We start from the raw sequence: 24,626 nt of genomic DNA on the forward strand, positions 1-24,626 counted from the left end.
TCTAGCTGAATCTGGTTACGCAGTGCCGTAGACGTCCTCGCGGACCCAGTCGTACCCCTTGTCCTCGAGCTTCTCGGCGAGCTCTGGCCCGCCGCTTTTGGCGATCTGGCCGTCGAGCATTACGTGGACGTGATCGGGCTCGACGTAATCGAGGATGCGCTGGTAGTGGGTGATCTGGAGAACGCCGGTGCCCTGCTCGTCGCGCAAGGCGTTGATTCCGGCGGAAACGTCCTGCAGCCGGTCGATGTCGAGCCCGGAGTCGATCTCGTCGAGTACGGCGACCGATGGCTCGAGGATGGCGGCCTGCAGCACTTCGTTCTGCTTTTTCTCCCCGCCGGAGAAGCCGGCGTTGAGATAGCGCTGGGCGAACTTCTCGTCCATGTCCAGCTGTTCCATCTTCTCCTGGAGGATCTCCTGGAACTCGGCGACGCCGACTTCGCCCTCGTCGGCGGGGCCTTCCATCGGCGAGGTCTCGAAGCCGTCGTCTTCTTCTTCGTCGTCGCCGTCCTCGCCCTCGAAGAGCTCCTCGCGCTCTTCGATCTTGGCGTTGAGTGCCGTCCGGAGGAAGTTGGTCATCGTGACGCCCTCGATCTCGGCGGGGTACTGGAAGCCGAGGAAGATACCGAGCGCGGCACGCTCGTTGGGCTCGAGGTCGAGCAGGTCCCAGGTGCGCTGGTCTTCATCGATTTCGATGTCCTCGCCGAACTCGTCGTCTTCGAGGTGAAGCAGAACCTCACCGTCAGTGACCTCGTAGGCAGGGTGGCCGGCAATGACCTTCGCGGTCGTCGACTTCCCGGAGCCGTTCGGCCCCATCAGTGCGTGGATCTCGCCGGACTCGACCTCGAGATCAACGCCCTCGAGAATTTTCTCGTCGCCCTCCGCTACTTCCGCGTGCAGGTTGCGTAGTTCGAGACGTGCCATAGTATTCTGTCGTCTAATGGATGGGCCGTATGACCCATAACGGTTTCGTATCCAATTGGATACAATCTCGTATTAGCAAAATAAGTTCTCCATTCGGAAACCACTATTCGATTAGTCCGTGAACGACCGTCATACGAACCAATCGCCGCGATGACGGCCACTGTGCCTCGAGAGACGAATATACGCCAGTTCGCGGGGCCTGAATCGGTACCGCCGGCCGTCTCACATGAACGAATCGAGCCCTTTCTGTTCCTGGCCGCTTTTCACTTCCTCCCACGAGACACCGAGTGCCTCGAGAATTCGCTCGATCGGCCCCTGAAGTGTCTTCTCGAGCATCGTGTCGTAGTCGACCTCGAAGGCGTCCGGAATCTGATCTTCGTACTCGAAACAGATCACGTCGGGATCGCGTTTGAACGCACCGTAGAGGGGGTCAGTTCGGGCATCGAATCCGTCGTCTTCTTCGAGGCGCTGGAAAAATGACGGATCGACGCGATCGAGGTAGAGGCGCTTTGGCTTGCTCCCGCGCTGGAAGTTGGTCCCCAACAGGAGGTTGGCGTACTTCGCGCCGCGGACCTGCGCCGTGTCGGTGTCGTAGTTGTCGAGGCGCTTGCCGATGCCGCCGGGAATCGCGAGGTCCTCGAGCGAGACCTCGCCGGCGAGGACGTCCTCGATGACGCCGTTGACGTACTCCTTTGCGCCCTCGATGTCGCCGTCTTTGACGATCATCTCGATGACCTCGTGTTGGACCTCTTTGGTGATCGGCGCGATGTCGGAGCGCTGGTATTCGAAGCCGACGATGTCGATATTGTCGACATCTTTACCCTCTTTCCACGTGATGTGACCGGCGTAGCGTTTCTTCTTGCCCGCCTGGAAGAACCGTCGGTAGAGTTTTTCGAACTCGATCTGGAACCGATGTTCCTCGGCGTTCAGGTCCTCGCGTGCGAAGTCGTCATACCGGCCGTTGATGTACTCCTCGATTTCGAAGGACTGCTCGAGCGCGTCGTCTTTGGGAACGTCAGGGCCGAGCTCGAGCATGACCGAGTCGGTGTCCCCATACGTAACCTGATAGTCCAGTTCGTTTGCCGCTTCGTCCGTGAATTCGATGACGTCGCGGCCAGTCGCGGTAATTGCGGCTGCTGCCTCTTTGTCATAGAGACGGAATTTATCCCACCCCGACACGCCGTACAGCGAATTCATAATAACCTTGACAGCTCCTTGCTGTCGGTCGTACTGCTCGTACTCGGGCGTCCCGGGTTCGTGTTGATCTCGAAGTGCCTTTTTTTCCTCGCGCTCGTCGAGCAGTTCCGTGATCATCTCACGGTTCACGCCGTCCGGTTCCTTTTGGAAGTGGGTGCCCGTGGGCGCTTCGTAGGTCTCGCCGTCGTACTCGTCGGGGTCGACTTTCGTCTCTGGCGATGCGTTGATCGTCGTCATACACATCGGATACAGCGACTTGAGGTCGAGCACGGTGACGTTCTCTTTGACACCCGTGATCGGCTCGAAGACCGCACCGCCCTCGTACTCATCGCCGGCCTCCTGTTGGCCCTTCGAGGGCAACGCGAAACGACCGTGGGCCTCGTGGAGGACGTACATGTCGACCGCGTCGCCGGGGGTAGGTGCGTCCTCTAACTTACAGCCGACAAAGGAGCGCACCTCGCCCCAGAAGGGAATGATCTCCTGCTGGCGGTCGAGTTCGACACAGAGCTCGACGTCCCGGAGGTTGTACTCGAGCAAGCGGGTCGGGTCGTCCTCCCAGAGGTCACCGATGTCGCCGGCGTAGCGTTCTTTGCCGACGCCGAGTTCGACTTCGCCGACGGCATCGAGTCGATAGGAGTCGAGTTCGGAGAAAACCATCCGCTGGTAGCCATAGAGCAGGTCGAAGACGATCCGGCCTTTGATGTCGGGGCCGCCCCAGTTGCTACGCCAGACTTCGTCGACCCGAGAGAGGCGGTCGATCGAGAGATCGTAGTCGTGGTGTGGGCCGTCGAGTTCCTCGAGCCGGTCGAGGAAATAGGGTGCGTCGAAATCCTCGAAGTTCCACCCGGTCAGGAGGTCCGGATCGGTGTCTTCGATGTACTCGATAAAGGCCTCGAGCATCGCTTCTTCCTCCTCGAAGACGCGGACCTCGTGGTCGATCGCGCCTTCGATCGGGTCGTAGTCGTCGATCTCGTCGGGAATCTCGCCGTCGCCGACCGGTGCCTCGTAGAGCCACATGACGTACTCGTCGCGGTAGGAATCGTGGCTGGTGAGACAGACGATCGGTTCTTCACCGTCCTCGGGAAAGCCCGAGCGGTCGTCGACCTCGATGTCGAAGGTGTTGACGCGCGGATCGGCGTTGACGTCTGCGGCTTCGACCTCGTCGTGGGGGACGACCAGCGAGTCGTCGTCAGCGCGCCGTTCGGGCACCCGAACCCCGCTGCGGATGTCCTTGTCGATCAGGAATCGGTTCGGAAACAGGATGTCAGCCTCGTAGTGCTCGAAGTCGTCACGAACCTGCCCGACGTCCCGTGGCGTCTGGCCGAAGATCTTGGTCAGCTTCTCGCCACGGATGCTCTCGTAGGGCTCGCCGTCGTGATCGTACTCCCGACTCCCAGTCAGCCGGTCGTACTGTTCTTCGGGTGGCCGCTCGAGCGTGTCCGTCGGCGCATAGAAATACGGCTTGAAGCCGACCACCTGAACGTGCTCTAACTCGCCGTCGGGCGTGCGCCCGAAGACGTGCATGATCGGTCGCTCCTCGTCGCCGTAGCCGGCGATGGTGTAGTCGACCTGCATCACTGCGAGTTCGAGCTCGCCCTCGGGTTCGGGGAGGGTCTCCTCGAGGACGTCGATCACCGCCGTAGCGTCGGTCCCGCCGTTGCCGGCGACGGCGACCGCCTCTTCTGCCGGCCGGTCGTCAGCGTCGCCGGACTCGCCGCCGAAATCCGTAAGTCCGGTCTGGCCCGCCTCAGTCATAGTGCTGGGATTGGCAGGCGGCGGGTAAAAACCCCCAGATTCACTGCTCGCCGAGACCATCTTCGGAACCGGACTCGAGGCCGGGACGCGACGTGGGCGGCGAGGAACCCGCCGCTGACAAGCCTTGCAGCAGCAAGAAGACATTTAACGTGGTAACACATAGCATATAATCGGGTGATCGATATGTCTTCCCATCTAAACGACGACGCGGCAGATCGGAGCGAGCTGAGTAGTATCCCCGAAGGCACTGCGACGATCGAATCCTACGAGACTGACGACGGCGTCGTCTTCTACGACGCGGAGAACCCTCTCGCGTGGGTAGAGACCTCCCGGACGCTCACGCTCGAGGATCTGGCCTGAGACGGGCTGCGGTCCCAGTCTCCGCGCAATTGCGACCGACGTGGACGTCGGGACGCAGCTTCGACCGATTCGCTGAAACCGATCGCGAAGCGAACGCTTTTCCGCCCGCTTATCATCGACTTCGGTGTGGTATTCGACCGGACCGAGAACGAACCCGAGGAGTGGGATCCCGAGGAGGAGTTCTACGACCCCGACGGCGACGGGTTGACGATTCCGCAGGTGACGACCGACGACGACTCGGATGCCGACGCCGAGTCCACGGCTGCGATCGATATACCGAGCGTGTCCACCGACGAGACGGACGTTCCAAGCGACGTCCTGGAGGCGTTCTGGGCGCTGGTGTTGGTCGTCAACGCCGCCCTCTTTGCCGTCTCGCTCGGAGCCTTACTGCTCGTGTTCGAAGGCGACGTAACTCGCGGCAGCGCTCTCATCGCAGCCGGCACCGTCCTGTTCGGGCTCGCCGGGCGACGATACCGTGCGTTTCGCGCCGACAACGACGACGGTACAGCCGATGACGACCCCACTGGCGAGGATCGGTCCGCTGACGATGCAATCGAAACGGCTTCGGGTGACGGTGTCCAACAACAGTCACCAACCCGTTCCGATCGCAAATGAATACCGTCAAGGATGACACCGGAAAACGATACCTGCTTCTCAAACACTCCGACAGCGCGAGTCTCGTTCGCGATCCCGAAACCGGCAACGAGTGCTACGTCCAGAACGACCGCTTAGAGCGCGTTGACGGAGACTCACCTCTCGAGACGGCCGCTCGCAGCGTCGGCGATCCCGTGTTGACGCTGCTTACGACCGTTCACGACGAGGAAACGTTCGGGCTGTTGATCGAACTCGCCGACAGAGGACCGCTCGGCGTTCGCACGCTGCTCGATGCCTACGACTTGTGCGAGAGTGACCTACACGGCCGGCTGACGGTCCTCGCAGCCGCCGGACTGCTCGAGGAAACCGAGGCCGCCGGCGAACGCGGCTATCAGGTTACGGACACCTGTGAGACGGCACTCGAGGCAGTTCGACCAGCAGTTGCATCGACGGATGAAAACACGGGTTCTGACTGATACGGACTTCTGGACGTCAGTGCCGGCACACCCGCGACCCGTCAGCGGGTGCGCCGGGACAGCGGGACAGCAGACCGTCTGACGCGACGAGACGATCACGCCTCACGTGTCCGACGCGAGTAGTTCCGCCTCTGGTGGCTCGCCCCGCTCGAGCCGCGAGCGGTTCGACGTGGCGTCTTTCTCGACGCGGACGAGCGAATCGGCCGCCCCGACGAGTTCTTGATCGTGGCTGACGACGATGATCTGCTCGACACCGAACTCGTTGCGCATCGATTCGATCAGCGAGGCGAGTTGGGTGACGTGACCTGAATCGAGGAAGACCGTCGGCTCGTCGAGGATCAGCGGCGGCATCGGCGCGGTTCCGTCGACGCCTTCGGCCAGCAGCCGATAGATCGCACACCGCAAGCTGAGATTAAAGAGCGCCCGCTCACCACCCGAAAGCTGCTCTGGCTCTAAGGCTTCGCCGTCTTTCTGGTAGACCGTCAGTTGGTAGTCGCCATCAAGATCGATCGCCGCGTAGGAGTCGTTCTGATAGACCAGATCGAACGTCTCGTTGAGCAGCCGTTCCAAGGTCTCGACGTTGTGCTGGCGCAACTCTGCCCGCAACTCCCCGTAGGTCGTCTGGAGTGTCTCGGCTTCGCCATACAGCGACTCGAGGTGTTCACACTGTGTCTCGACGCTCTCTAAGCGCTCGCGAAGCCGCTCGAGTTCCTCGAGTTTCTCCTCGACGCCGCCGATCTTCCCCTGTACCCCGGCACGGTCGGCCTCGAGTTCCGTGAGTTTCTCCTCGACTTGTTCGATGTACTGCTCGGCGTTGCGTTTGTCTTCGCGGGCGGTTTCGACCCGTTCGCCGTCGAATTCGGACTCGAGGTCGCGCTTGCGCTCTCGTTTTGCCGAAAGGGTCTCGCGGCGCTCCTCGTTGATCTCCGCCCAGTCGGCCATGCGCTCGCGACGCCGTTCGATCTCGCTTTCGAGGGTCGCCCACTCGTCAGCGATCTCGGAGAGGCGCTCGAGCGTCTGGATCGTCTCCGTAAGCTCCCCGCGCTCGGTATTGATCTCACCGAGGGCGGCCCGCGCGTCGGCCACTTCGGCTTCGCGTTCGTCGGCCGCGGCCCGCTTCGTGTCGGCCTCAGACTCGTACTCGTCGGCGTCCGCTCGCAACTGATCGCGCTGGTCGCGCCGGTCCGCGATGGCCTCGCGTTTCTCAGCGAGTAACTGTTCGACGTTCTGGCGGTTGTCCTCGAGCCGGTCGACTCGCTGCTCGGCCTCGAGCAACGCCTCGGCGCGGTCGATCCGGTCATCTAGCTCGGTGCGTTCGGCTTCGAGTTCCTCGCGTTCGGCCACTAACTCGTCACGCTCCGCGCGACGATCGTCCAGCACGTCGACGTGTGGCGAGTTCTCGACCGGCTGGCCGCACTCGGGGCACTTCCCTTCCTCGAGCAGCCGTTCACCCTCCTCGATGGCGTTCTCGGCGGCCCGGATGTCTGCAGTGACGTCGTTGAGTTCCGCGGTCAGCTCCTCGCGGTCGGCTTTGAGAGACTCGAGGTGCGATTCGGCCGCGCCGAAGTCGACGGGTGCGTCGTCGAAAGACGCCCGCGCGTCCGCGATCTCCGCCTCGAGCTCCTCGAGTTTCGTTTCGCGCTCTGCGATCGTCTCCTCGTCGTCCTCGATTCGCGCTGTAAGGTCGTCGGCTTCGTCTCGGGCAGCTTCGGCCTGTGCCTCGAGCTCGTCGGCTTCCTCGCGGAGCCGTTCGATCTCTTCGGTGCCGGTTTCGATCGTTACCGTGACGTCCTGTAACTCGTCGGCAAGTTCCTCGGCGCGGGCCTCGAGGTCGTCGATTCGGGCCTGAATCGTCTCCTCATCGGGGTCGGCAGTCTCGAGGTCGACGTCTTCGAGCAGTCCGGTCCGCTCGTCGGCGAGGGTCTCACGTTGCGCTCTGATCTGGCTGATCTCGTCGCTCGCATCCTCGCGCTCCCGTTCGGTGTCTTCGATTTTCGACTGCAGCGCCGCGATTTCGTCCTCGAGCGTGTCGATCTCTGCGCGAGTTTCCTCGTGGCGCTCGAGGACGTCTTGGGCGGTCTCGAGGGTCTCACGGGCCTGCTCGCGCTGTGCTTCGTAGTGGTCGATCTCCTCGGTGAGATCGGCGCGGCGGGACTCGAGGTCGTTGAGTTGTGCGTGGAGGTTCTGTGCTTCCTTTTCGTCGACCTGTTTCCGGAGCGTGTCGAGTACCTCGCGCTGCCCATCGAGGACCGTTTTGACACCGAGTCGGGCGTCGCTGGCGCGTTCGCGGTAGTCCTCGAGCGCGCCAAGCTGCAGGAGATCGTCGATCATGTCCTGGCGGTCGCTCGGCGAGGCGTGGATGAGCTTGTTGACCTCGCCCTGACGGACGTACGCGCAGTTGACGAACGCCTCGGCGTCCATCCGCAGGAGGTCGGTCACTTCGCGGCGCACGTCGCGGGCCCCCTCGATCGTCTCGCTCAGTGTCTCGAGGATGCATTTCGTCGTGGTCGCGCGATCACCGCGCAGTTTGAGCCGGCGCTCGATGTGGTACTCGTGGCCGTCGTGGGTGAACCAGAGTTCGACCTCGGCTTCCTCCTCGCCGGTCGTGATGACGTCGTCTAACGTGCGATCATCGAGTGCCTTCGAGCCGTAGAGTGCGAAGAAGACGGCCTCGAGCAGCGTCGACTTCCCGCTGCCGTTGACGCCGTGAACGACGGTGACGCCGCGCTCGAGGGCGAGGTCGGCGTCGCCGTAGCACTTGAAGTTCAGCAGGCGGACGCGGTCGACCCTCATGCGAAGTCACCCAGGGAGGCGGTATCAGCATCAGCAGAGTCCTCGGTTTCACCGGCCTCGTCGGTCGGTTGCTCGGCTGGGTCGGCTGCCGCCTCGGTGCGGTCGTCTGTACCGGCGGCGCTGGTGTCAGTCGAATCGGCTGGGGAATCGGGTTCATCGGCGAGGTGGTCAGCAACCGTCGTTACGTCCTCGTCGCTCGGCTCGCGTTCCGGCGCGGGCTCGAAGGCCGATCGGTCCTCATCGAGCAACTCGCGAACCCGTCGCTCGACGGTCTCGCGAACGTTCGCGTCGGCGAGATCGCCGCTCCGGACGGTCTCGTCGATCTCGAGGGCGGCGTCGCTGAGCCCCAGTTCGCGGACTCGCTCCCGGACGGCGTCGTCCGGGTTGGCGAAGCTGACCGAGACTTCGTCGTCCTCATCTGGGAGTTCTCGGCGGTCGTTGACGCGGGCGACGAGCGCCCCGCGGTCGATCGCGAGTTCCTCGATCGCCGCGGGCGTGATCGGGCGGCCTTCGCCCTCGATCGTGACGATGACGACGGCGTCGGCGAGGTCGTGCTGGCGGACGCGTTCCTGCACGCGGTCGATCCCCTCGCCTTCCTCAAGATCGACGTCGACGAAGACGAACTCGCGGGTATCAGTGAGCCCGCGGCGGCTGATCGCGATTGACTCGTCGAAGTCGACGATGTTGTAGCCCCGGTCCTCGCGCTCGCTGGCGCTTGCCCGTTCGGTCGAGCCACAGTAGGTGACCCAGGTGTCACGTACCTCTGCGGTGTCCGGTGTGTGGTTGTCACCCAGCAGGACGGCGTCGAAGTCGACCGTCGACTGCTCGAGGACGGTCTCGGTGTCCCAGTCGGCGTGGGCGAAGGGTTCGAAGAGGCCGTGGCTCACGAGGGCGGTGTGGTCGGCCGTCTCGGGAACCGGATCGAACGCGTACTCGAGGTCATCACGGCGCGATCGAGGGACGAAGTCAAGGCCGTAGAAGGCAGCATCACCGACGACGACCGGCTCGGCACCGAGTCGGGTCGCCAGGCCGAGATCGGCGAAGAGATCGAGCCACTGGGCGTCGCGTTTCGACTCGTGGTTGCCGACGACGGCAAGAAAGGGGATGTCGGCGTCGGAGAGCGTCCGGAGCACGTCGATCGTTCCCTGCAGATCGACCAGACTCGGCCGGCGGTCGTGAAAGAGGTCGCCGGCGTGGACCACCGCATCGACGTCGTCGGCGACAGCGTCCTCGACGACCGATCGGAACGCCTCGAGGAAGTCCCGTCGTCGCTCGGGCGAGTTGTACTGCTGGTACCCGATGTGGGTATCGCCCGTGTGGATAACCCGCGTCATTGGCCAGTGGTTGGCAAGCCTGCACTAAAGGAATTCCGTGACCGGAGTGAAAGTGAAACTATAACGGAATCCCGATTGATCTGTCTCGTCACCGGTCCCGGCCGGGACGCGCCGCGAGGCGATTCGGCCAATCGGAACCGCGATATGCGCGGAGATGGCGACAAAACGCATTCAGATCGCATCGCAGTACCGATCAGACGATATCGGTCAGCAATACCACTCTATCGACTCGAGCCAAAAGCGAGTAAAACAGTCGAGAGAACCCACGACTGTCCGATCAGGCGTCGATGTCGAGACTGTAGAGACGCTTGCGTGCGTCCGAGAACGAAAAGCGCGAATCGACGACGTTCTTCTCGTCGAGTCGGTTGAGCGCGTACCGAACCGTCCGGGACGGCAGCAGCGTCTCGTCGGCGATCTGCTGTTGGGTCATCGTATCGTTGTATTCGAGAACTTTCGCGACGAGTTTCGCGCTCGGCGGGAGCTCGCGGACGTCGTCCCACGTTCCCCGCTCGCTGGTCTCCTGTTGGAGGGGCTCTGAAGCACTCATCTTACTCCACCATTCCGAATACGGGGTAATAATATTTTCTATTCCATATAATGCTCAGCAGTAATACAACGTAGTTAAGTGAACCTACCCGAAGCCTCTTAAGAACCAACACCCAAAGGACGGGTGATGAGCGACACTGTGGACGACGTCGACCTCCCATATGATGAGGACGAGGCGTCCCAACAGGAGAAAATCCAGGCGCTCGAGGAACGGCTGGAGATCCTCGAGGCGCAAAACGAGGAGATGCGCGACAAACTCCTCGATGCCAACGCCGAGAACAACAAGTACCAGCAGAAACTCGAGCGGCTCACGCACGAGAACAAGAAACTCAAGCAGTCCCCGCTGTTCGTCGCCACCGTCCAGGAGATCACGGACGAAGGCGTCATCATCAAACAACACGGGAACAACCAGGAGGCGCTGACCGAAGTCACCGACGAGATGCGCGCCGATCTCGAGCCCGACGCTCGAGTGGCGGTCAACAACTCGCTGTCTATCGTCAAGCCACTCTCGAGCGAGACCGACGTGCGCGCTCGCGTGATGGAAGTCACCGAGAGTCCCGACGTCAGCTACGAGGACATCGGCGGCTTAGAAGAGCAGATGCAAGAGGTCCGCGAGACCGTCGAGATGCCCCTCGAAAAGCCCGAGATGTTCGACGATGTCGGGATCGACCCGCCAAGCGGCGTCCTGCTCTATGGACCACCGGGCACCGGGAAGACGATGCTCGCCAAAGCCGTGGCCAACCAGACCGATGCCACCTTCATCAAGATGGCTGGCTCGGAGCTGGTCCACAAGTTCATCGGTGAGGGTGCCAAGCTCGTCCGCGACCTCTTCGATGTCGCCCGCGAGCACGAGCCCGCCGTCATCTTCATCGACGAGATCGACGCCATCGCCGCCAAACGGACGGAGTCGAAGACCTCCGGCGACGCCGAGGTCCAGCGGACGATGATGCAACTGCTCTCCGAGATGGACGGCTTCGAGGAACGCGGCGAGATCCGCATCATCGCCGCCACCAACCGCTTCGACATGCTCGATCGGGCTATCCTCCGTCCCGGCCGCTTTGACCGCCTCATCGAAGTGCCAAAGCCCAACCAGGAGGGTCGCGAGATCATCTTCGAGATCCACACGCGCGGGATGAACGTCGCCGACGACGTCGACTTCGCCGAACTGGCCGAAGAGGCCGAGGAAGCTTCCGGTGCTGACATCAAGGCCGTTTGTACCGAAGCCGGCATGTTCGCCATCCGTGACGACCGCACCGAGATCCGGATGGAGGACTTCCGCAGCGCCTGGGACAAGGTCCAAGCCGAATCCGAGGACACCGAGGACGTCTCGAAGACCTTCGCCTGACGCTCTCGAGGGCGACGGCGATCTCTCTCTTCGTTTTTCACTCGCTCGAGCCGAGCAACGGCACTCGAAACGCCGTGCGTGCAGTGACACTCCGATCGGCGAGTGGTCCAGTATCGAAAGCCGCAGCTACGCTCGAGGTCGTGGAAAATCGGTCAACAATGGGACGAGATGCCTATACGAGCGCCGAGAAGACGAGCCACGGCACGACGAACATCGCCACAGTCAGCACTGCGAGAATCAGCACATACCCGATACCCATCCCCGCCGCGGTACGCCACGCTGGATGCTCGAAGTCGCTGAGATCGACTGCCATGTCACGTTCATCCGGTGACGACTGCATAAGCGTACCGGAACGCTGGCTCGAGAACTGCCGTGTCTCCGACGGAGAGCCCGCTCACGACAGTCGTTGTGATATCGGTCGCAGTGTTCTCTGCGGATGAGTCGTTCCCTGCGATGCGAAGTGAACCCGAACCCGAAGCTGACGGCATCGCAGTTTTCATTGTCGGACACCTCTCACCTGCGTCCATACTCGGACAGGGCAGACGACCTGACACTGGCGGTGAGGTGAGCACATAAAAACCGACACCTCGACAGGTTGCGCCTTTAAGTAGAGGCAATCGAAGCCGAGACACTCTCGCGCTCGTTCGAGTGCGGTGGCGGCTATGCTGGGCGAATCCAGGCGAGCCGATGGCCCCGCTCGAACTCCTCGTCTTCACCGACCGCGATCTCCTCGAGCGTGCCGGTGGCCGGTGCTGGCACGTCGACGCTTACTTTTTCGACCTGAAACTCACAGATCGCGTCCCCCTCTGCGACGTGGCCGCCCTCGGCTGCGAACCAGTTGACGACGACGCCGACGGTCTCGTCTGCGTCGTCAGGCCAGCGATCGCTCGTCTCGACGGCGACGCGGTCGTCGGTCCCGCTCATTCGTCCCCTCGAGCAGTGCGAACGGCCTCGGTGATGTCGTCCGTCCCCGGAATGACCTCGTCTTCCATCGGCCGCGCGTATGGGATCGGCACGTCCGGGAGGGCGACCCGCTCGACAGCTTCGAGGTCGTCGAGTGCGGCCTCGGCGACGCTCGCGATGATCTCGCCGGTGACGCCGTACGACCGGTAGTCCTCGTCGACGACGACCAGATGACCGGTCTTGGCGACGGAATCGAGGATGGTCTCGGTGTCGAGGGGGACGAGCGTCCGGAGATCGACGACCTCGACATCGATATCGTCGGCGAGGTCCGCGGCAGCCTCGAGCGCGCGATGGACGTGCAACCCGAGAGTGACGATGGTCACATCCGCGCCCTCGCGTTTGACGTCGGCACTGCCGAATGGAATCGTGTAGTCGTCCTCCGGAACGCCGGTTTTCGGTCCGTCCGGTGCCGGCAGCCAGCCGATCCCCATCAGCCGCTTGTGGAACATGTAGACGACCGGATCGTCGTCGCGGATGGCGTTGTGCATCAATCCCTTCGCGTCGTAGGCAGTCGAGGGAACGACGACCTTCATCCCGGGGAGGTGCGCGAACGTCCCGTAGAGGGTCTGGGAGTGCTGGGCGGCGTCGTTGTACGTCCCACCCACGGCGGCGGTAAGCACCATCGGGACGTTCACCGAGCCGCCGCTCATGTAGGTGTTTTTGGCCATCTGGTTGTAGATCTGGTCCATCGCGACGCCGAAGAAGTCGACGAACATCAGCTCGGCGATGGGACGCATCCCTTCCTGGGCTGCACCGACGGCGGCACCGAGGTACGCCGTCTCGCTGATCGGCACGTCCATGATGCGGTCGCGACCGAACTCCTCGAGCAAGCCTTGGGTACTGTCGAAGATACCGCCGTAGTCGGCGACGTCCTCGCCCATGTAGAAGACCTCGTCGTTTGCGCGCATCTCGTGGGCGATCGCCTCGACCATCGCTCGACTCATCGTCAGCGACCGGTCTGCCTGCTGGTCGCTTGCGTTGTCCTCTTGTTGTGCCATTAGTCGTCACCCCCTGTGTCCGCGGTTGACGGCTCGCTGTCTGTCACGCCGGACGGCGGATTCACGAACACATCCTCGTAGGCGTCATCCGGGTCGGGTTCGGGCTGGTCTTTCGCCCACTCGATGGCCTCCTCGACGCGGTCGTGGGCCCGCGAGCGCAGGTCATCGATCGTCTCGTCGTCGACGCCATTGGCCCGGAGGTCTGCCTCGAGTCGCTCGATCGAATCCCGCTGCTGGGCGGCGTCTTTGTCCTCGTCGGGGCGATAGGCTTCGGGATCGCCCATGAAATGGCCCATGCGCCGATGGACCTGGACCTCGAGCAGCGACGGCCCGTTCCCGTCACGAGCACGGCCAACGGCGTCTCTGGCGGCGTCGTAGACGGCGACGGCGTCGTCAGCGTCCACGCGAGCGCCGTGAAGGCCGAACCCATCGGCGCGTTGAGCACCGTTCTCGACGTCGGTGACGCGCTCTTTTGGCATGCTGATGGCCCAGTCGTTGTCCTCGACGACGAAGACGACGGGGAGATCCTGGACGCTCGCGAGGTTGAGCGACTCGAGGAACGCGCCCTGATCGATCGCACCCTCGCCGAGGAACGCAACGGCGACGCTGTCGGTGTTCCGTTGTTTCGCCGCCAGACCGGCACCGACTGCAGGCGGACAGCCTTCGGCGATGATGCCGCTACACGCAAACTTGACGTTGGGGTCGAACAGGTGCATGTGGCCGCCTTTGCCACCGCTCAGCCCGCTTTCGCGGCCGAAGATTTCGGCGGTCATTCGCTTGAGATCGACGCCCTTCGCGATGGCGACGTGGTGGGGACGGTGCGGTGCCGTAACCGTATCGTCGTCCCGGAGGTGCTGGCAGACGCCTGCGCCGGCGGCCTCGTGGCCCGCAGCGAGGTGCAGTTCACCCGGGATGGGACCGGCAGAGATATCGAACGCGGGCTGTTTGCCCTCGAGGTATTCCTCCTGTAATCGTTCTTCATACTGGCGCGCCGTTACCATGTTCTCGTACATTTCCTGTAACTCGTTAACAGCCACCATGGTCTCCAGATACGTACCAGACCTGTCGACAAATAGCTATGCAAGCCACCAGACAGAGTCCGGTCCGAGCCAACGGGTCGAGTCACAGCGAACCAGCCATCGTGAGCGTACGTTTCGGACCGTTTTTACCGGGTGGCCCGCTACGGGCACCCAATGACGAAAATCGTCGTGGTGGACAATCACGGACAGTTCACCCACCTCGAGCGCCGGGCGCTTCGCGACCTCGGCGTCGACACGGAACTGATCGACAACGAAACCCCACCCGAGGAGGTCGACGCCGACGGCGTCGTCCTCTCCGGCGGCCCTGACATGGACCGGATCGGGAAATCGGCCGAGTACCTCGAAGCGGACATGCCAGTGCTCGGTATCTGTCTGGGCATGCAACTGATCGCCGAGGAATTAGGCGGGCAGGTCGGCAGCGGTGAGTACGGTGGCTACGCCGACGTGTCAGTCGATATCGTCGACGATGACGATCCCCTCACCGGTTCACTGCATCCCGAAACGCGCGTCTGGGCGAGCCACGCCGACGAGGTCAAAGAACTTCCCGAGGGGTTCGAACTGACAGCGAAAAGTGACGTCTGTGACGTCGAGGCGATGAGTGATACCGATCGGGACCTCTACGGTGTGCAGTGGCACCCCGAGGTCGCTCATACCGAGGAAGGTGACGAAATCTTCGAGAACTTCCTGTCGATCTGCGAATCCCAGTAGTCTCGCGGCCGATCCTGCTCGCCTGCTCTCGTGGCTGTGGATAGATCTCGGATGAAAACTGCGTTCATATCGCGATCCAATCGTCTTTGAACGGTCAGTAAGAGCGCATCAGGTCTGCCACGCAAGCGAGAGTGTTGTGTCGGATTCGATCCAAGCCGCATCGTTCGTTGTGTCGAAGATACGAACAGTACCGTCGTCCGTCTCTTTTGCGGCACATCGGGCAGGTTCAGACGGTGCTTCCGTCATAGTTTGTTGACGTTGGATGAGAACTAGCCACATACAGTATAGGTCTTGTGTCTTGCCGGCGTATCACGAGCAGAGAATATAATAGTAGACTGACTGAGACAGATACCGGACGAAAACTGACTGCAACCCCGCCGGGGTCGGCCGAAAGCGCCTCGACCGGCGATCAGCAGCGATTCGATGACTACTCGGCCGGTTTCTCGCGCGCAGGACCCCGCTGGTGAAGTTCGATCCCGACGTCGTCCGGCTCGAGGACGTCTGGCAGTTCCTCATCTCGGTCACCGGTGATATCGGCGAGAATCTCCCGAATGTAGGCGTTGAACAGTTCGGGATGCTCGCTCATCGGGAAGTGGCCGATCTCGGCGAGTTCGATCGCGGTCGCGCCTTCGCCGATTCCCGCGGCGGTCTGGCGGCCATCTTCCGGCGTCGTCAGGTAGTCGTACTCGCCGTTGGCGATATAGAGGGGACACTCGTCGGCGTTGACCTGATCGAGTTTGTCACGGTAGTCGTGATCGACGGAGTAGTAGTAGAGATCACCCTTGAACACCCCCGTCGCGCCCTGTTCGTAGAGGTACATCGTCTCGCGCTTGGTTTGTTCGGGGCTCTGGGGAGCCATCAGTCCCCAACACGAGTAGGCGTTGACTTCCGTCGTGTTCACCTCGGGGTGGTCGAGCCAGTCGATGTAGAACCCTGGACTGTGCGCACCGCACTCGAGGCCGATCAGCGCCCGGAATCGCTCGGGATACCAGTCGGCTAACTCGAGCGCGATGTTGCCGCCCATACTCGAGCCCATGTAGATGGGGTCCTCGAGCTCGAGGGCGTCCGCGAGGTTGACGAGCGTCTCAGTGAACTTCTCGGCGGTCATCGTGTAGTCGTCGGTCCACCATTTCTGGGTCGTCGGCGGCACTGACTTCCCGTGATAGGGGAGATCGTGGGCGATGACGCGGAACTCCTCAGTGATCTGCTCGTCGGTCAGGAGGTGACGCCACTCCTGACAGTTGTTGCCGGCCGTGTGCTGGCAGAGCAACGGAATACCGTCTTCGGGGCCGTTCTCCTCGAAATAGATCCGGTGGTTGACGCCCTCGACCTCGGTGTGGACGTATGACCCACTGATCGGTTCGACATCACCTGGCTGGTAGGTCGTCGACATGTTAGCTCCCTCCGTCGTTGTGTGCGACCCGCATTAGATCGAGCGTTCGCTGGAACGCGCGGAGATGCTGGAAGATTTTCTTGTTGTTACCGGTCAACTGGAGATGGCCGTCCTCGTTGCGAACCGCGGTCCGATAGTGCGACGCGATGATTTCGTGGTTGAACGCGGGTGGTGTCTCCTGAACGAACTCCTCCCAGGCTTCGCGGTCGCCCTCGACGCCGAACGACCACTGGTTGTTCATCGTCGGATTCGGGACGAGCTGTTTGATCTCGCCGCCGTCCATCTCGAGGAGGACACGCTCGTCACCGATCTCGACGTAGAAGTTTTCGGAGAACTTGTCGTGGCCTCGCACTTTCATTTCCGGGTCGCTGTTGACGGTCTCTTTGTACGACTCCCACCACTCGTGGGTGCCGAGTTCTGTATCGTTCATCGAAACCACATGGCACGTTCGCCGAACGAGTCGAAGTAGCTCACACAATAATACCCGATACCTTCGGCCTGAATACAACCGCAGATCTCGATAGACGGCCTATCGAACTCCATTACACGGCTATGTTCGTCGCGGTCGACAGCCCGATCGCCATCCCAAATCGACCGTCAGTGTCTTCACCGTCCGCTTAGATATGAGTACTGATGACAGTCGACACTGTCGGCCGGTTCGAACGCGCACTCGAGGGACTCGAGGTAGGATTCGAGCGCGTTCCGGCCGCCGATGCGAGCGAGCGAATCGCAACGATCGTCGAGGAGCCAGCCGTCGGCGCGCCGCTGCCGTTCGAGGGCGTCACACTCCCCGAGTCAGTGACGACGGAGCCGACGAGTGCCGACCTCGAGGCCGCCCGGACGGGTGTGACGCCGGCCGGCTTTGCGATCGCAGAGTATGGTACCGTCGCCGTCGAGTCGACCGCCGACGGCGCAGAAGCGATCAGCCTCTATTCGGATCGCCACGTCGCGGTCGTCGCAGAAAGCGACGTGGTCCCGGATCTGAGCGCCGGCTTCGACCGTCTCGCCGACGGCTTCGCGGCGGGTCAGGACAGCGTCGTCTTCGCGACCGGTCGGAGCGCGACCGCCGATATGGGCGATCTCGTCCACGGCGTCCACGGCCCCGGTGACGTCGACGTGATCGTCGTGGAGGACCGCTAAGATGGCCCAGCGAACCCACTCACAGCAGGCCGACCACATCCGGCACCTGCTCGAGACCGAAGGCGACGCCGTCCACGCGAAAGCGAGTTCGTTCCACGCACAGCGGGGCGAGGCGTACGATGCGGCTGACGACCTCGAGGCGCTGCGAACCGAGGCCCGATCGATCAAGGAAGACGCCATCGACCGGCTACCCGATCTGATCGACACGGTCAGGGACGCGGTCGAGGCAAACGGCGGCACCGTCTACGTTGCCGACGACGCGGCGGATGCGAACGCGTACGTTGCCGATGTCGTCGACACCCAGACCGAGGAACACGGGATCACCGGAGACGGTGACACGCCGTCGGTCGTCAAATCGAAGTCCATGACGACCGAGGAGATCGATCTCAACGACGCGCTCGAGGCCGCAGGGATCGAGGTCACCGAGACCGACCTCGGCGAGTGGGTCCTCCAGGTTGCGGACGATACGCCCTCGCACATCGTCGGCCCGGCGATGCACCTCGAGCGCGCGGAGATCGCCGAGTTGTTCAACGAGCGATTCGATCCCGACGAGCCATTGGAAACAGCCGAAGAGCTCACCCAGTTCGCCCGCGACTATCTCGCCGATCACATCCAGGAGGCCGACGTGGGAATCACCGGCGCGAACTTCGTCGTCGCAGACAGTGGGACGATCACCCTCGTCACGAACGAGGGCAACGCGCGCAAGTGTGCGGTCACGCCCGACACTCATGTCGCGATCGCAGGCGTCGAGAAGCTGATTCCAAGGCTGTCGGACCTCGAGCCGTTCGTCGATCTCATCGCCAAGAGCGCGACGGGCCAGTCGATCGCACAGTACGTGACGATGCTCTCCCCGCCGACCGACTCGCCGACGCTGGAGTTCGATCGGCCGGACGAGCCGATCACGGCTGGGGATGACGGGGCAGCCAACACGGAGCCGGCTGATCGTGACTTCCACCTCGTCTTGCTGGACAACGGCCGCATGGACATGCGCGAGGACGACCAGCTCCGGGAGACGCTCTATTGCATTCGGTGTGGGGCCTGTTCGAATTCGTGTGTGAACTTCCAGTCCGTTGGCGGCCACGGCTTCGGCGGCGAGACTTACTCCGGTGGGATCGCGACTGGCTGGGAGGCTGGTGTCCACGGTCAGGACTCGGCCGCTGAGTTCAACGACCTCTGTACCGGCTGTTCGCGCTGTGTCGACGCCTGTCCGGTCAAGATCGACATCCCATGGATAAACACCGTCGTCCGGGATCGGATCAACCGCAACGAGGACCCGGCGGCCACTGACTTCCTCGTCGATGGCCTCACACCTGACATGGAAGACGGCGGAATCGACCTCGGCAAGCGCTTCTTCGGCAACATCGGGACGGTCGCAAAAGCCGCCAGCGCGACTGCGCCCGTTTCGAACTGGCTGGCCGATGCCGATCCCATCCGCGGGCTGCTCGAGCGCACCCTCGGGATCGACCGGCGGCGCGATCTGCCCGCGTTCCAGCGCGAATCGCTCGTCGACTGGTTCGAGAAGCGAGGTGGCAAAGCCGCCTCGAGTCGACGGGCGGCTCGAGCCGACGACGCGGACATCGATCGCGAGGTCGTCCTCTATCCCGACGTCTACACGAACTACGTCGACACCGAGCGCGGAAAAGCCGCCGTCCGCACGCTCGAGGCGCTGGGCATCCCGGTGCGCGTTCCGGACCTGCCCGAAAGCGGGCGCGCCGCGCTCTCACAGGGGATGGTCGCGACTGCAGACCGGCAGGCCAGCCGACTCTACGCCGCACTGGCTGAGGACCTCGACGCCGGCCGAGATGTCGTCGTCGTCGAGCCCTCCGATCTGGCAGCCATGCACCGCGAGTACGAACAGCTGCTCCCCGAGCGGTCGTTCGAGCGCCTACGCGACAATAGCTACGAGATCTGTGAGTACGTCTACGGACTGCTCGAGAACGGGGCCAATCCGTCGGCGCTGTCGACCGGCGATGGCGCGGAGCCGATTGCCTATCACTCGCACTGCCAGCAGCGCACGCTCGATCTCGAGGCACCGACGGTCGCCGTCCTCGAGCGCTGTGGCTACACACCCGACACCTCGAGTGCCGAGTGCTGTGGGATGGCGGGCTCTTTCGGCTACAAACGCGAGTACTACGAACTCAGTGTGGATGTCGGCGAGCGACTGGCCGAACAGGTCGCCGGTGCCAAAACGGTCGTCGCGTCGGGCACGTCGTGTGGCGACCAACTCGAGGGCCTGCTCGAGCGGGACGTGCCACATCCGATCGAGTTGCTCGAACCCAGCTCCCGGCTGTAGCGGTCGTCGGTACTTCGCTGGGCTGCTCGTGACACTCCGTGCCGTCTCGTCGTTTCGCTTCGCCGTTCACTGGACGACAGTCACCACTACCACGGAACAACCGGCTGCGCGCTGGCTAGCCACGTGAAAAAGACCGAAAGAGAGTGGTCGGAACGGGAGCGTCCGTTACTCCTCAAACAGTTCGTCGACTGCTTGTCGGGCCGCGAGCGCGGCATCGTCGGCGACCTGTTCGGGATCGGCCTCGGCGTCGTCCTCGGGCACGTTGAGATAGACGTCGACCTCGAGGACGCCGTCTTCGAACGTCACGGTGACGTCGAGATCGCGAACGGCCGACTGTTTGTACTGCGAGAAGACGTAGCCTTCCGCAGCGTCCGACGCCGTCTGGACGACGTCGTCGGCCGTCGGCTCGTCAGTCGGCATTTATGCGCCGCCAGCGCCGGGACCGCCAGCAGGGCTCGGACCGCCGCCCATGCCGCCGCCGAGCAGCTCTTCGAGCTCGTCCTGCAGGCTCTCGAACTGGTCCTGTACGCGGTCTTCCTGTTTCTCGAGGGTCTCGAGGCGGAGCTCGAGCGAGTCGACCTTGTCCGCGAGGTCTTCTTCTGCCTGGTCGTAGTCAGTCTCGACGAGCAGTTCGCCGACGCTGCGGTACATCGTCGTCTCCTCGTCGATGTTCTCGAGTTCGTCGAGGGCGTTCTGGGCCTCGGTGAGACCGGTTTCCGCTTCCTGTTTCTGGACGGCGACTTGCTGTGCCGTCTCCTGCAGGTCCTGTAGCTGTTCGATTTTCTCCTGTGCTTCCGGCGGCAGGTTTCCTTGCATACCTCGACCCTCGCCCTCCGGACTGATAAAGCCAAGCTTTGTGCTTCGCCCGGATCGACGTCCGCCCCGTTTTTGATTTTCGACCGGACTCACTCCGTTCACCAGTCCGAGCCACGTCACGGTCTGAACCGCTATTCATACGGTCTGCTGTGACGCTGTCCCGGTGGGGCCGCGACCCGCACTGCGATCCCACCGGCACTGACTGACAGGAATCCGTATCAAGTGGGCTGAAAGTGACGAGAAAGCCTATAGGTCTGCCAGTATCGATCGCGAGCGAGTCGCTGTCTACTGATCGGACTCGAGCACTCCTAACCCAGCGTCGGCAGTCCGTTCGGCGACATCGATCAGCGAAAACCAGGTGTTCAACGCGGCGCGCAGGGCGATCACATCGTCGGCATCGATCTCGATGCAAACGCGATCGCCGTCCCGCTCGAGGGTCGTCCGCGAGCGGTCGTCGTCGATCTCGCCGATTTCGCGGGCGACGCTTGCGGCGACGAGTTCGGCACGCGCGGTGCTCTCGTAGTCGAACTCGAGGGTCGAGTCGTGAGAAGACACGCTGGCGCGTTACTGGGCGTCGACTTCTTTGACGTCGCGGCTGCGTTCTTTCAGGAGCACGCGGTGGCCGCAGTAGGGACAGCGGACGCCACCGTACTCGTCGAGCTGGACGTCGCGTTTACAGCGAGAGCATTTGTAACTCATACGGGACCTAAAGGGGATGTTAGTCGTCGTCCTCGGAGAGGGCAGCGCGGATGGAGCGCTGAACGGTGCGGCCGGCGGGGGTCTCCGGGCGGTAGGCACCGCCGGTGAAGACCTCGCCAGTTTCCTCGTTCTTCCAGATACCAGTGCCGACGCGGGTGACGTCGTCGCCGTCGACCTCGGCGTTTTGCATGTCGTCTTCGATCTCGCTGACGCGACGTCGTGCGACGCGGCCGTAGCGGGCACCGAAGCGGCCAGCGCTACCGACCTGTCCTTTCTTGGCCATAGTAGTGCTCTCTATCGCCAGCGGATTCTTAAACCTGTTGAGTCGCGTCGATTCGCGAACGCGATCGACGCCAATCACGACCCACTGAGCCGCTGGGCGACTGGCCACGCCAGCAGTTCCGCCAGAATGAGCGCGAGTGCAGCGAGATAGCCGGCTGCCGCAAGCGGCGCGGTGAACAGTCCCGATCCAATACCCGGTACAGCAAGCAGTGTCCGAACGGCGAGGCCGCTGACCGCCAGCAGCGGGATTAGTGTGAGGACGGCGTCCGGTCGCTCGACCATGACTAATTATATCTAATTACACCAGCCCTCATTAAGGCAGGGAGAACCAGCAGCACCTGTCACTTCCATCGGATAGCAACAGAGTGTCAGTGAAAACATCTGAATCCAAGCCAGCCGATCGGACTCGGAGCCAGACAATTACTGAAATTCGGCTTCCGCGAGCACGTCGTTTAAATCGGCCCGGATCCGCTCACCCATCTCCCGATCTCGAGCGGTCGTCACAACGCGGTTTTCCTGGACGCTCGAGCCGTCCCGGAGCAACATCCGTACGTTGCCACCGTCGTCGGCGCGGGTGACCTTCGCGCGCATTCCCGACTGGGAACCCTTGCCGCCAGCGTCGATGGGGCCCGGAATGACCTTCTTGACGTGGGGATGACCCGCAACGGCGTGGATCGCCTCCATGCCCGTCCGCCCCCCGATGAGCGTCGTGTGGCTGCCGCCGATCTTCTCGGCCGGCGGCGTCTCGACGACGTCGAGTGCGCGATTGCCGCGGCGCTCGAGGACGGCTTCGACGGGATCGGCGTCGTCGACACGGTAGAACGGATAGTGGATGGTCTCGCGAACGGCCCGGATAACGTCCCGTGTGCCTCCGGCGTAGACCTCCTCGGGGCGTTTCCGGCGGATCTCGTCGCCGATCAGGCCCGCAAAGTTTCGGAGTTCGGTCGGCTCGTTCTCGCCGTCTTCTGGCGTCGTGGTGATCGTCGTCTCGCCGAGGATCTGCTCGTCGGGGTCCGCCGGCTCATCTCCGTGTGTCTCGTCGTCGCCCGCGAGCATCGTGATGGTCGCCCGGTCGCGTGCCGCCTCGAGGACGATCGCCTCGGTGTTGGCGTCCCGGCAGACCAGACAGTAGTCGCCAGGTTTCTCGAGCGGCGACGCACAGTGACGACACTCCATAGTCGTCTCTTGACACTGATCGTGTAAAACAGCCGTGTTTCCTCGCCGGCGGTCGCGGCGCTACAGGATGTGTTCAAAGATCGTCCGGACGGCCTCGGTATCGATGACGTCGTAGGGGATACGAAGCGGCGAGATCGAGACCTGCTCGGCGAGTACGGCGTGGCGGTCGGTGTCTTCGGGATCGGGAATGTCTCGATTGGACATCTGCTGCCAGAGTTTGTTCGTGAGCTGGAAGCTGCCATCCTCGACTGTCGCGTCCATCTCGTAGACCCGAGTCGGGCGTGTAATCGCATAGCCGTTCGGCTTGAGACCCGGACGGGGAACGTTGACGTTCAGATAGTCGACGCGGTCGAACAGGCCGGTTCCGGGTGCACCGTCGACGATCGTGGCGGTGATCGCGGCGGCCCGCTCGAAATCGGCCGGCTCGAGCTCTCCGTCGTGGCCCAGCGTATCCATCGAGACAGCGATCGACGGCGTCTCGAGAAACGCCGCCTCCATCGCGGCGCTGACCGTCCCCGATCGGGAGAAGACGTAGGCACCCAGGTTCGCCCCGGAGTTACAGCCCGAGACGACGATGTCTGGTTCGGGCTCTACGGCGTTGACGCCGACGATAGCACAGTCACAGGGGGTGCCGTCGACTGCGTAGCCGAGTTCGTGGTCGGTGTGCGGAACTGGCGATGTAAACGAATCCGATTCCAGGTCTAATGAGAGGTCATCGGGTGAGGATCGCGTCCGGCCATACGAGAGCGACCGGCCGACAGCGCTGCGGTTCCGGTCGGGCGCGACGACGGTGACCGTGCCGACCGTCTGGAGTGCGTCGTACAGCGCCCGGATCCCGGGTGCGTCGATCCCGTCGTCGTTCGTCAGGAGAATGTGGGGGTCAGAATCCAGTTCCATTGCCGTATACACCGTCTAGCGGTCGACGTACCTATCAGTTCGGTTCGGCGGTATGCCATCCGCTACGAGGCCGTATCGAGCGCGCTCGAGAGCGTTGCCCCGCAGGCCGGACAGTACCGCGAGCCGTCGGTGACGACCGCTGCACAGTCGGGACAGGTGATCGCACCGGTCGGGTCGACGCCACGCTCGAGGGCTTCGCCACAGGACGGGCAGTAATCTGCGGTCGCCGGCACGGCCGCGCCACATCCGGGACAGGCGTCACCGTCGTCCCAGAGGACGCGACGCTGGGAGTTCGCGACGTAGTTGTACGCGGCCCAGACGACGTTTCCAACACCCAGCGAGAACCAGAACGTCAGCAGGGCGACCAAGATGTGCGAGCCGACCGACCCGTACTTCCGGTCGACCATTACGACGCGGTCGGGGGTCTCCTCCTCGATCCGCCAGCCTTGCGCGACGAGGTCATCAATTTCTCGCTGTATACGCTTGCTCCACATAGGTAGCCGTTGAACCCGGGCGGGCAAAAGGCTGTCAGCGGCCCTGCATGCGCTCGACGACAGTCGATCTTACCATGGCAGGTATCGCCGGAGACGAGCCAGCGTCGACGGCTCGTGGCGGACGCGTAGCGTGGTCCCGTCGGCCTCGCAGGCTGCCTCCGTCGCGGGAATTCGCTCGCCGTCCGGCAGCAGAAACGACTGTTCACCGGCCGGTACCGTCCCGCCGCTGCTCGCGCCGAAGAGCGGCTTCGATCGTCCCGTCGGCTCCGGAACCGGCTCGCTGTACTCGATTTCGTACACCGGTTGCCCGTCTTCGGTCGTCTTCTGCCAATCGACGATCTCGCGGGTCTCGTCCGTGCCGATCATGTGCGAGCCTACTCGTACCACCGTCTAAACGCTTCGGCGA

At 62.9% G+C, this 24,626-nt stretch carries 29 protein-coding genes; 7 read left to right on the plus strand and 22 right to left on the minus strand.

From position 1 onward, the window contains the following. Nucleotides 1-15: 15 nt before the first annotated feature. The gene (locus tag BSG09_RS00090; protein WP_092928838.1) at nt 16-921 is read right to left on the minus strand and encodes an ABC transporter ATP-binding protein; all 906 of its coding nucleotides are present in this window, start codon (nt 919-921) and stop codon (nt 16-18) included. Nucleotides 922-1,143: 222 nt separating this feature from the next. Continuing rightward, nucleotides 1,144-3,873, minus strand: coding sequence for a DNA-directed DNA polymerase (locus BSG09_RS00095; RefSeq protein ID WP_092928840.1), 2,730 nt, complete (start codon nt 3,871-3,873; stop codon nt 1,144-1,146). A 183-nt stretch (nt 3,874-4,056) separates the two neighbouring features. On the opposite strand from BSG09_RS00095, the gene BSG09_RS00100 reads away from it, so the two are divergent. The 3 genes from BSG09_RS00100 to BSG09_RS00110 all read left to right on the plus strand — a co-directional run bounded on the left by BSG09_RS00100 (nt 4,057) and on the right by BSG09_RS00110 (nt 5,303). Then, a complete protein-coding gene (locus BSG09_RS00100) occupies nt 4,057-4,233 on the plus strand; it encodes a DUF7331 family protein (protein ID WP_008009606.1) in 177 nt (58 codons plus the stop codon). A 126-nt stretch (nt 4,234-4,359) separates the two neighbouring features. After that, complete coding sequence (locus BSG09_RS00105; protein ID WP_092928844.1) at nt 4,360-4,848, plus strand: DUF7322 domain-containing protein; 489 nt, start codon at nt 4,360-4,362, stop codon at nt 4,846-4,848. Further along, nucleotides 4,845-5,303 carry a DUF7346 family protein gene (locus tag BSG09_RS00110; RefSeq protein WP_092928846.1) on the plus strand — a complete coding sequence of 153 codons (459 nt, stop codon included), beginning with the start codon at nt 4,845-4,847 and terminating at the stop codon, nt 5,301-5,303. Before BSG09_RS00105 ends, BSG09_RS00110 begins: the two co-directional genes overlap by 4 nt. 102 nt (nt 5,304-5,405) lie before the next feature. Here the strand turns inward: BSG09_RS00110 and rad50 are convergent, their stop codons facing one another. From rad50 to BSG09_RS00125, 3 genes are all read right to left on the minus strand, one after another. Beyond that, entirely contained in the window at nt 5,406-8,096 is a 2,691-nt protein-coding gene (gene rad50 / locus BSG09_RS00115; protein ID WP_092928848.1) for a DNA double-strand break repair ATPase Rad50, read from the minus strand. Continuing rightward, nucleotides 8,093-9,430 carry a DNA double-strand break repair protein Mre11 gene (gene mre11, locus BSG09_RS00120; protein WP_092928850.1) on the minus strand — a complete coding sequence of 446 codons (1,338 nt, stop codon included), beginning with the start codon at nt 9,428-9,430 and terminating at the stop codon, nt 8,093-8,095. The genes rad50 and mre11 overlap by 4 nt, the downstream gene beginning before the upstream one ends. Nucleotides 9,431-9,707: 277 nt before the next feature. After that, nucleotides 9,708-9,977: a MarR family transcriptional regulator gene (locus BSG09_RS00125; RefSeq protein ID WP_008009614.1), complete on the minus strand. Its 270-nt coding sequence runs from the start codon at nt 9,975-9,977 to the stop codon at nt 9,708-9,710. Between the two features lie 126 nt (nt 9,978-10,103). Here BSG09_RS00125 and pan1 point away from each other — a divergent pair, with 126 nt between their 5' ends. Then, nucleotides 10,104-11,321 carry a proteasome-activating nucleotidase Pan1 gene (pan1, locus tag BSG09_RS00130; RefSeq protein ID WP_092928852.1) on the plus strand — a complete coding sequence of 406 codons (1,218 nt, stop codon included), beginning with the start codon at nt 10,104-10,106 and terminating at the stop codon, nt 11,319-11,321. 172 nt (nt 11,322-11,493) lie between these two features. Here the strand turns inward: pan1 and BSG09_RS20555 are convergent, their stop codons facing one another. The 4 genes from BSG09_RS20555 to BSG09_RS00150 form a co-directional block, all read right to left on the minus strand. After that, nucleotides 11,494-11,634, minus strand: coding sequence for a hypothetical protein (locus tag BSG09_RS20555; RefSeq protein ID WP_165396965.1), 141 nt, complete (start codon nt 11,632-11,634; stop codon nt 11,494-11,496). 347 nt (nt 11,635-11,981) lie between these two features. Continuing rightward, nucleotides 11,982-12,245, minus strand: coding sequence for a lipoyl domain-containing protein (locus BSG09_RS00140; protein ID WP_092928856.1), 264 nt, complete (start codon nt 12,243-12,245; stop codon nt 11,982-11,984). Beyond that, entirely contained in the window at nt 12,242-13,282 is a 1,041-nt protein-coding gene (locus BSG09_RS00145) for an alpha-ketoacid dehydrogenase subunit beta (protein WP_092928858.1), read from the minus strand. Before BSG09_RS00145 ends, BSG09_RS00140 begins: the two co-directional genes overlap by 4 nt. Beyond that, on the minus strand, nt 13,282-14,295 hold the full coding sequence (locus BSG09_RS00150) for a thiamine pyrophosphate-dependent dehydrogenase E1 component subunit alpha (protein WP_092928860.1): 1,014 nt from the start codon (nt 14,293-14,295) through the stop codon (nt 13,282-13,284). The genes BSG09_RS00145 and BSG09_RS00150 overlap by 1 nt, the downstream gene beginning before the upstream one ends. 180 nt (nt 14,296-14,475) lie before the next feature. Here BSG09_RS00150 and BSG09_RS00155 point away from each other — a divergent pair, with 180 nt between their 5' ends. Further along, on the plus strand, nt 14,476-15,030 hold the full coding sequence (locus tag BSG09_RS00155; RefSeq protein WP_092928862.1) for a GMP synthase subunit A: 555 nt from the start codon (nt 14,476-14,478) through the stop codon (nt 15,028-15,030). Nucleotides 15,031-15,138: 108 nt separating this feature from the next. Here BSG09_RS00155 and BSG09_RS21815 read toward each other — a convergent pair whose 3' ends face one another. From BSG09_RS21815 to BSG09_RS21215, 3 genes are all read right to left on the minus strand, one after another. Continuing rightward, on the minus strand, nt 15,139-15,309 hold the full coding sequence (locus BSG09_RS21815; RefSeq protein WP_463508170.1) for a DUF7331 family protein: 171 nt from the start codon (nt 15,307-15,309) through the stop codon (nt 15,139-15,141). A 148-nt stretch (nt 15,310-15,457) separates the two neighbouring features. Beyond that, nucleotides 15,458-16,423: an alpha/beta fold hydrolase gene (locus BSG09_RS00160; RefSeq protein ID WP_092928865.1), complete on the minus strand. Its 966-nt coding sequence runs from the start codon at nt 16,421-16,423 to the stop codon at nt 15,458-15,460. 1 nt (nt 16,424) lies between these two features. Next, nucleotides 16,425-16,853: a hypothetical protein gene (locus tag BSG09_RS21215; protein ID WP_092928867.1), complete on the minus strand. Its 429-nt coding sequence runs from the start codon at nt 16,851-16,853 to the stop codon at nt 16,425-16,427. A gap of 203 nt (nt 16,854-17,056) precedes the next feature. On the opposite strand from BSG09_RS21215, the gene BSG09_RS00170 reads away from it, so the two are divergent. Next, nucleotides 17,057-17,563: an LUD domain-containing protein gene (locus BSG09_RS00170; protein ID WP_092928869.1), complete on the plus strand. Its 507-nt coding sequence runs from the start codon at nt 17,057-17,059 to the stop codon at nt 17,561-17,563. Between the two features lies 1 nt (nt 17,564). Then, nucleotides 17,565-19,856, plus strand: coding sequence for an LUD domain-containing protein (locus BSG09_RS00175; RefSeq protein WP_092928871.1), 2,292 nt, complete (start codon nt 17,565-17,567; stop codon nt 19,854-19,856). Between the two features lie 165 nt (nt 19,857-20,021). On the opposite strand, the gene BSG09_RS00180 is transcribed toward BSG09_RS00175, so the two are convergent. From BSG09_RS00180 to BSG09_RS00225, 10 genes are all read right to left on the minus strand, one after another. Beyond that, on the minus strand, nt 20,022-20,276 hold the full coding sequence (locus tag BSG09_RS00180) for a DUF3194 domain-containing protein (RefSeq protein ID WP_092928873.1): 255 nt from the start codon (nt 20,274-20,276) through the stop codon (nt 20,022-20,024). Beyond that, nucleotides 20,277-20,672 carry a prefoldin subunit beta gene (locus BSG09_RS00185; RefSeq protein ID WP_092928875.1) on the minus strand — a complete coding sequence of 132 codons (396 nt, stop codon included), beginning with the start codon at nt 20,670-20,672 and terminating at the stop codon, nt 20,277-20,279. Between the two features lie 285 nt (nt 20,673-20,957). Then, nucleotides 20,958-21,227 carry a KEOPS complex subunit Pcc1 gene (locus BSG09_RS00190; protein ID WP_092928877.1) on the minus strand — a complete coding sequence of 90 codons (270 nt, stop codon included), beginning with the start codon at nt 21,225-21,227 and terminating at the stop codon, nt 20,958-20,960. 9 nt (nt 21,228-21,236) lie between these two features. Continuing rightward, nucleotides 21,237-21,371, minus strand: coding sequence for a DNA-directed RNA polymerase subunit P (locus tag BSG09_RS00195; protein WP_092928879.1), 135 nt, complete (start codon nt 21,369-21,371; stop codon nt 21,237-21,239). 19 nt (nt 21,372-21,390) lie between these two features. Beyond that, nucleotides 21,391-21,654 (minus strand): eL43 family ribosomal protein, encoded by a 264-nt coding sequence (locus BSG09_RS00200; RefSeq protein ID WP_092928881.1) that lies wholly within the window; start codon nt 21,652-21,654, stop codon nt 21,391-21,393. Between the two features lie 74 nt (nt 21,655-21,728). Beyond that, nucleotides 21,729-21,935, minus strand: coding sequence for a hypothetical protein (locus tag BSG09_RS00205; RefSeq protein ID WP_092928883.1), 207 nt, complete (start codon nt 21,933-21,935; stop codon nt 21,729-21,731). A 138-nt stretch (nt 21,936-22,073) separates the two neighbouring features. After that, nucleotides 22,074-22,829, minus strand: coding sequence for a DUF2103 domain-containing protein (locus BSG09_RS00210; RefSeq protein ID WP_092928885.1), 756 nt, complete (start codon nt 22,827-22,829; stop codon nt 22,074-22,076). A 60-nt stretch (nt 22,830-22,889) separates the two neighbouring features. Next, nucleotides 22,890-23,726 carry a 5'/3'-nucleotidase SurE gene (gene surE, locus BSG09_RS00215; RefSeq protein ID WP_092928887.1) on the minus strand — a complete coding sequence of 279 codons (837 nt, stop codon included), beginning with the start codon at nt 23,724-23,726 and terminating at the stop codon, nt 22,890-22,892. Nucleotides 23,727-23,788: 62 nt separating this feature from the next. Next, the gene (locus BSG09_RS00220) at nt 23,789-24,220 is read right to left on the minus strand and encodes a zinc ribbon domain-containing protein (RefSeq protein ID WP_092928889.1); all 432 of its coding nucleotides are present in this window, start codon (nt 24,218-24,220) and stop codon (nt 23,789-23,791) included. 69 nt (nt 24,221-24,289) lie between these two features. Continuing rightward, nucleotides 24,290-24,586, minus strand: coding sequence for a hypothetical protein (locus BSG09_RS00225; RefSeq protein WP_092928891.1), 297 nt, complete (start codon nt 24,584-24,586; stop codon nt 24,290-24,292). Nucleotides 24,587-24,626: the final 40 nt, after the last annotated feature.

Origin of the sequence: Natrinema hispanicum, assembly GCF_900111485.1 — an archaeon.
Taxonomy (GTDB): domain Archaea; phylum Halobacteriota; class Halobacteria; order Halobacteriales; family Natrialbaceae; genus Natrinema; species Natrinema hispanicum_A.

What these genes read in the sequence shown, in the direction of transcription:
- BSG09_RS00090 (WP_092928838.1), bottom strand. Translation starts at nt 921, where the DNA reads ATGGCACGTCTCGAACTACGCAACCTGCACGCGGAAGTAGCGGAGGGC.
- BSG09_RS00095 (WP_092928840.1), bottom strand. Translation starts at nt 3,873, where the DNA reads ATGACTGAGGCGGGCCAGACCGGACTTACGGATTTCGGCGGCGAGTCC.
- BSG09_RS00100 (WP_008009606.1), top strand. Translation starts at nt 4,057, where the DNA reads ATGTCTTCCCATCTAAACGACGACGCGGCAGATCGGAGCGAGCTGAGT.
- BSG09_RS00110 (WP_092928846.1), top strand. Translation starts at nt 4,845, where the DNA reads ATGAATACCGTCAAGGATGACACCGGAAAACGATACCTGCTTCTCAAA.
- rad50 (WP_092928848.1), bottom strand. Translation starts at nt 8,096, where the DNA reads ATGAGGGTCGACCGCGTCCGCCTGCTGAACTTCAAGTGCTACGGCGAC.
- mre11 (WP_092928850.1), bottom strand. Translation starts at nt 9,430, where the DNA reads ATGACGCGGGTTATCCACACGGGCGATACCCACATCGGGTACCAGCAG.
- BSG09_RS00125 (WP_008009614.1), bottom strand. Translation starts at nt 9,977, where the DNA reads ATGAGTGCTTCAGAGCCCCTCCAACAGGAGACCAGCGAGCGGGGAACG.
- pan1 (WP_092928852.1), top strand. Translation starts at nt 10,104, where the DNA reads ATGAGCGACACTGTGGACGACGTCGACCTCCCATATGATGAGGACGAG.
- BSG09_RS20555 (WP_165396965.1), bottom strand. Translation starts at nt 11,634, where the DNA reads ATGGCAGTCGATCTCAGCGACTTCGAGCATCCAGCGTGGCGTACCGCG.
- BSG09_RS00140 (WP_092928856.1), bottom strand. Translation starts at nt 12,245, where the DNA reads ATGAGCGGGACCGACGACCGCGTCGCCGTCGAGACGAGCGATCGCTGG.
- BSG09_RS00145 (WP_092928858.1), bottom strand. Translation starts at nt 13,282, where the DNA reads ATGGCACAACAAGAGGACAACGCAAGCGACCAGCAGGCAGACCGGTCG.
- BSG09_RS00150 (WP_092928860.1), bottom strand. Translation starts at nt 14,295, where the DNA reads ATGTACGAGAACATGGTAACGGCGCGCCAGTATGAAGAACGATTACAG.
- BSG09_RS00155 (WP_092928862.1), top strand. Translation starts at nt 14,476, where the DNA reads ATGACGAAAATCGTCGTGGTGGACAATCACGGACAGTTCACCCACCTC.
- BSG09_RS21815 (WP_463508170.1), bottom strand. Translation starts at nt 15,309, where the DNA reads ATGTGGCTAGTTCTCATCCAACGTCAACAAACTATGACGGAAGCACCG.
- BSG09_RS00160 (WP_092928865.1), bottom strand. Translation starts at nt 16,423, where the DNA reads ATGTCGACGACCTACCAGCCAGGTGATGTCGAACCGATCAGTGGGTCA.
- BSG09_RS21215 (WP_092928867.1), bottom strand. Translation starts at nt 16,853, where the DNA reads ATGAACGATACAGAACTCGGCACCCACGAGTGGTGGGAGTCGTACAAA.
- BSG09_RS00170 (WP_092928869.1), top strand. Translation starts at nt 17,057, where the DNA reads ATGACAGTCGACACTGTCGGCCGGTTCGAACGCGCACTCGAGGGACTC.
- BSG09_RS00175 (WP_092928871.1), top strand. Translation starts at nt 17,565, where the DNA reads ATGGCCCAGCGAACCCACTCACAGCAGGCCGACCACATCCGGCACCTG.
- BSG09_RS00180 (WP_092928873.1), bottom strand. Translation starts at nt 20,276, where the DNA reads ATGCCGACTGACGAGCCGACGGCCGACGACGTCGTCCAGACGGCGTCG.
- BSG09_RS00185 (WP_092928875.1), bottom strand. Translation starts at nt 20,672, where the DNA reads ATGCAAGGAAACCTGCCGCCGGAAGCACAGGAGAAAATCGAACAGCTA.
- BSG09_RS00195 (WP_092928879.1), bottom strand. Translation starts at nt 21,371, where the DNA reads ATGAGTTACAAATGCTCTCGCTGTAAACGCGACGTCCAGCTCGACGAG.
- BSG09_RS00200 (WP_092928881.1), bottom strand. Translation starts at nt 21,654, where the DNA reads ATGGCCAAGAAAGGACAGGTCGGTAGCGCTGGCCGCTTCGGTGCCCGC.
- BSG09_RS00205 (WP_092928883.1), bottom strand. Translation starts at nt 21,935, where the DNA reads ATGGTCGAGCGACCGGACGCCGTCCTCACACTAATCCCGCTGCTGGCG.
- BSG09_RS00210 (WP_092928885.1), bottom strand. Translation starts at nt 22,829, where the DNA reads ATGGAGTGTCGTCACTGTGCGTCGCCGCTCGAGAAACCTGGCGACTAC.
- surE (WP_092928887.1), bottom strand. Translation starts at nt 23,726, where the DNA reads ATGGAACTGGATTCTGACCCCCACATTCTCCTGACGAACGACGACGGG.
- BSG09_RS00220 (WP_092928889.1), bottom strand. Translation starts at nt 24,220, where the DNA reads ATGTGGAGCAAGCGTATACAGCGAGAAATTGATGACCTCGTCGCGCAA.
- BSG09_RS00225 (WP_092928891.1), bottom strand. Translation starts at nt 24,586, where the DNA reads ATGATCGGCACGGACGAGACCCGCGAGATCGTCGATTGGCAGAAGACG.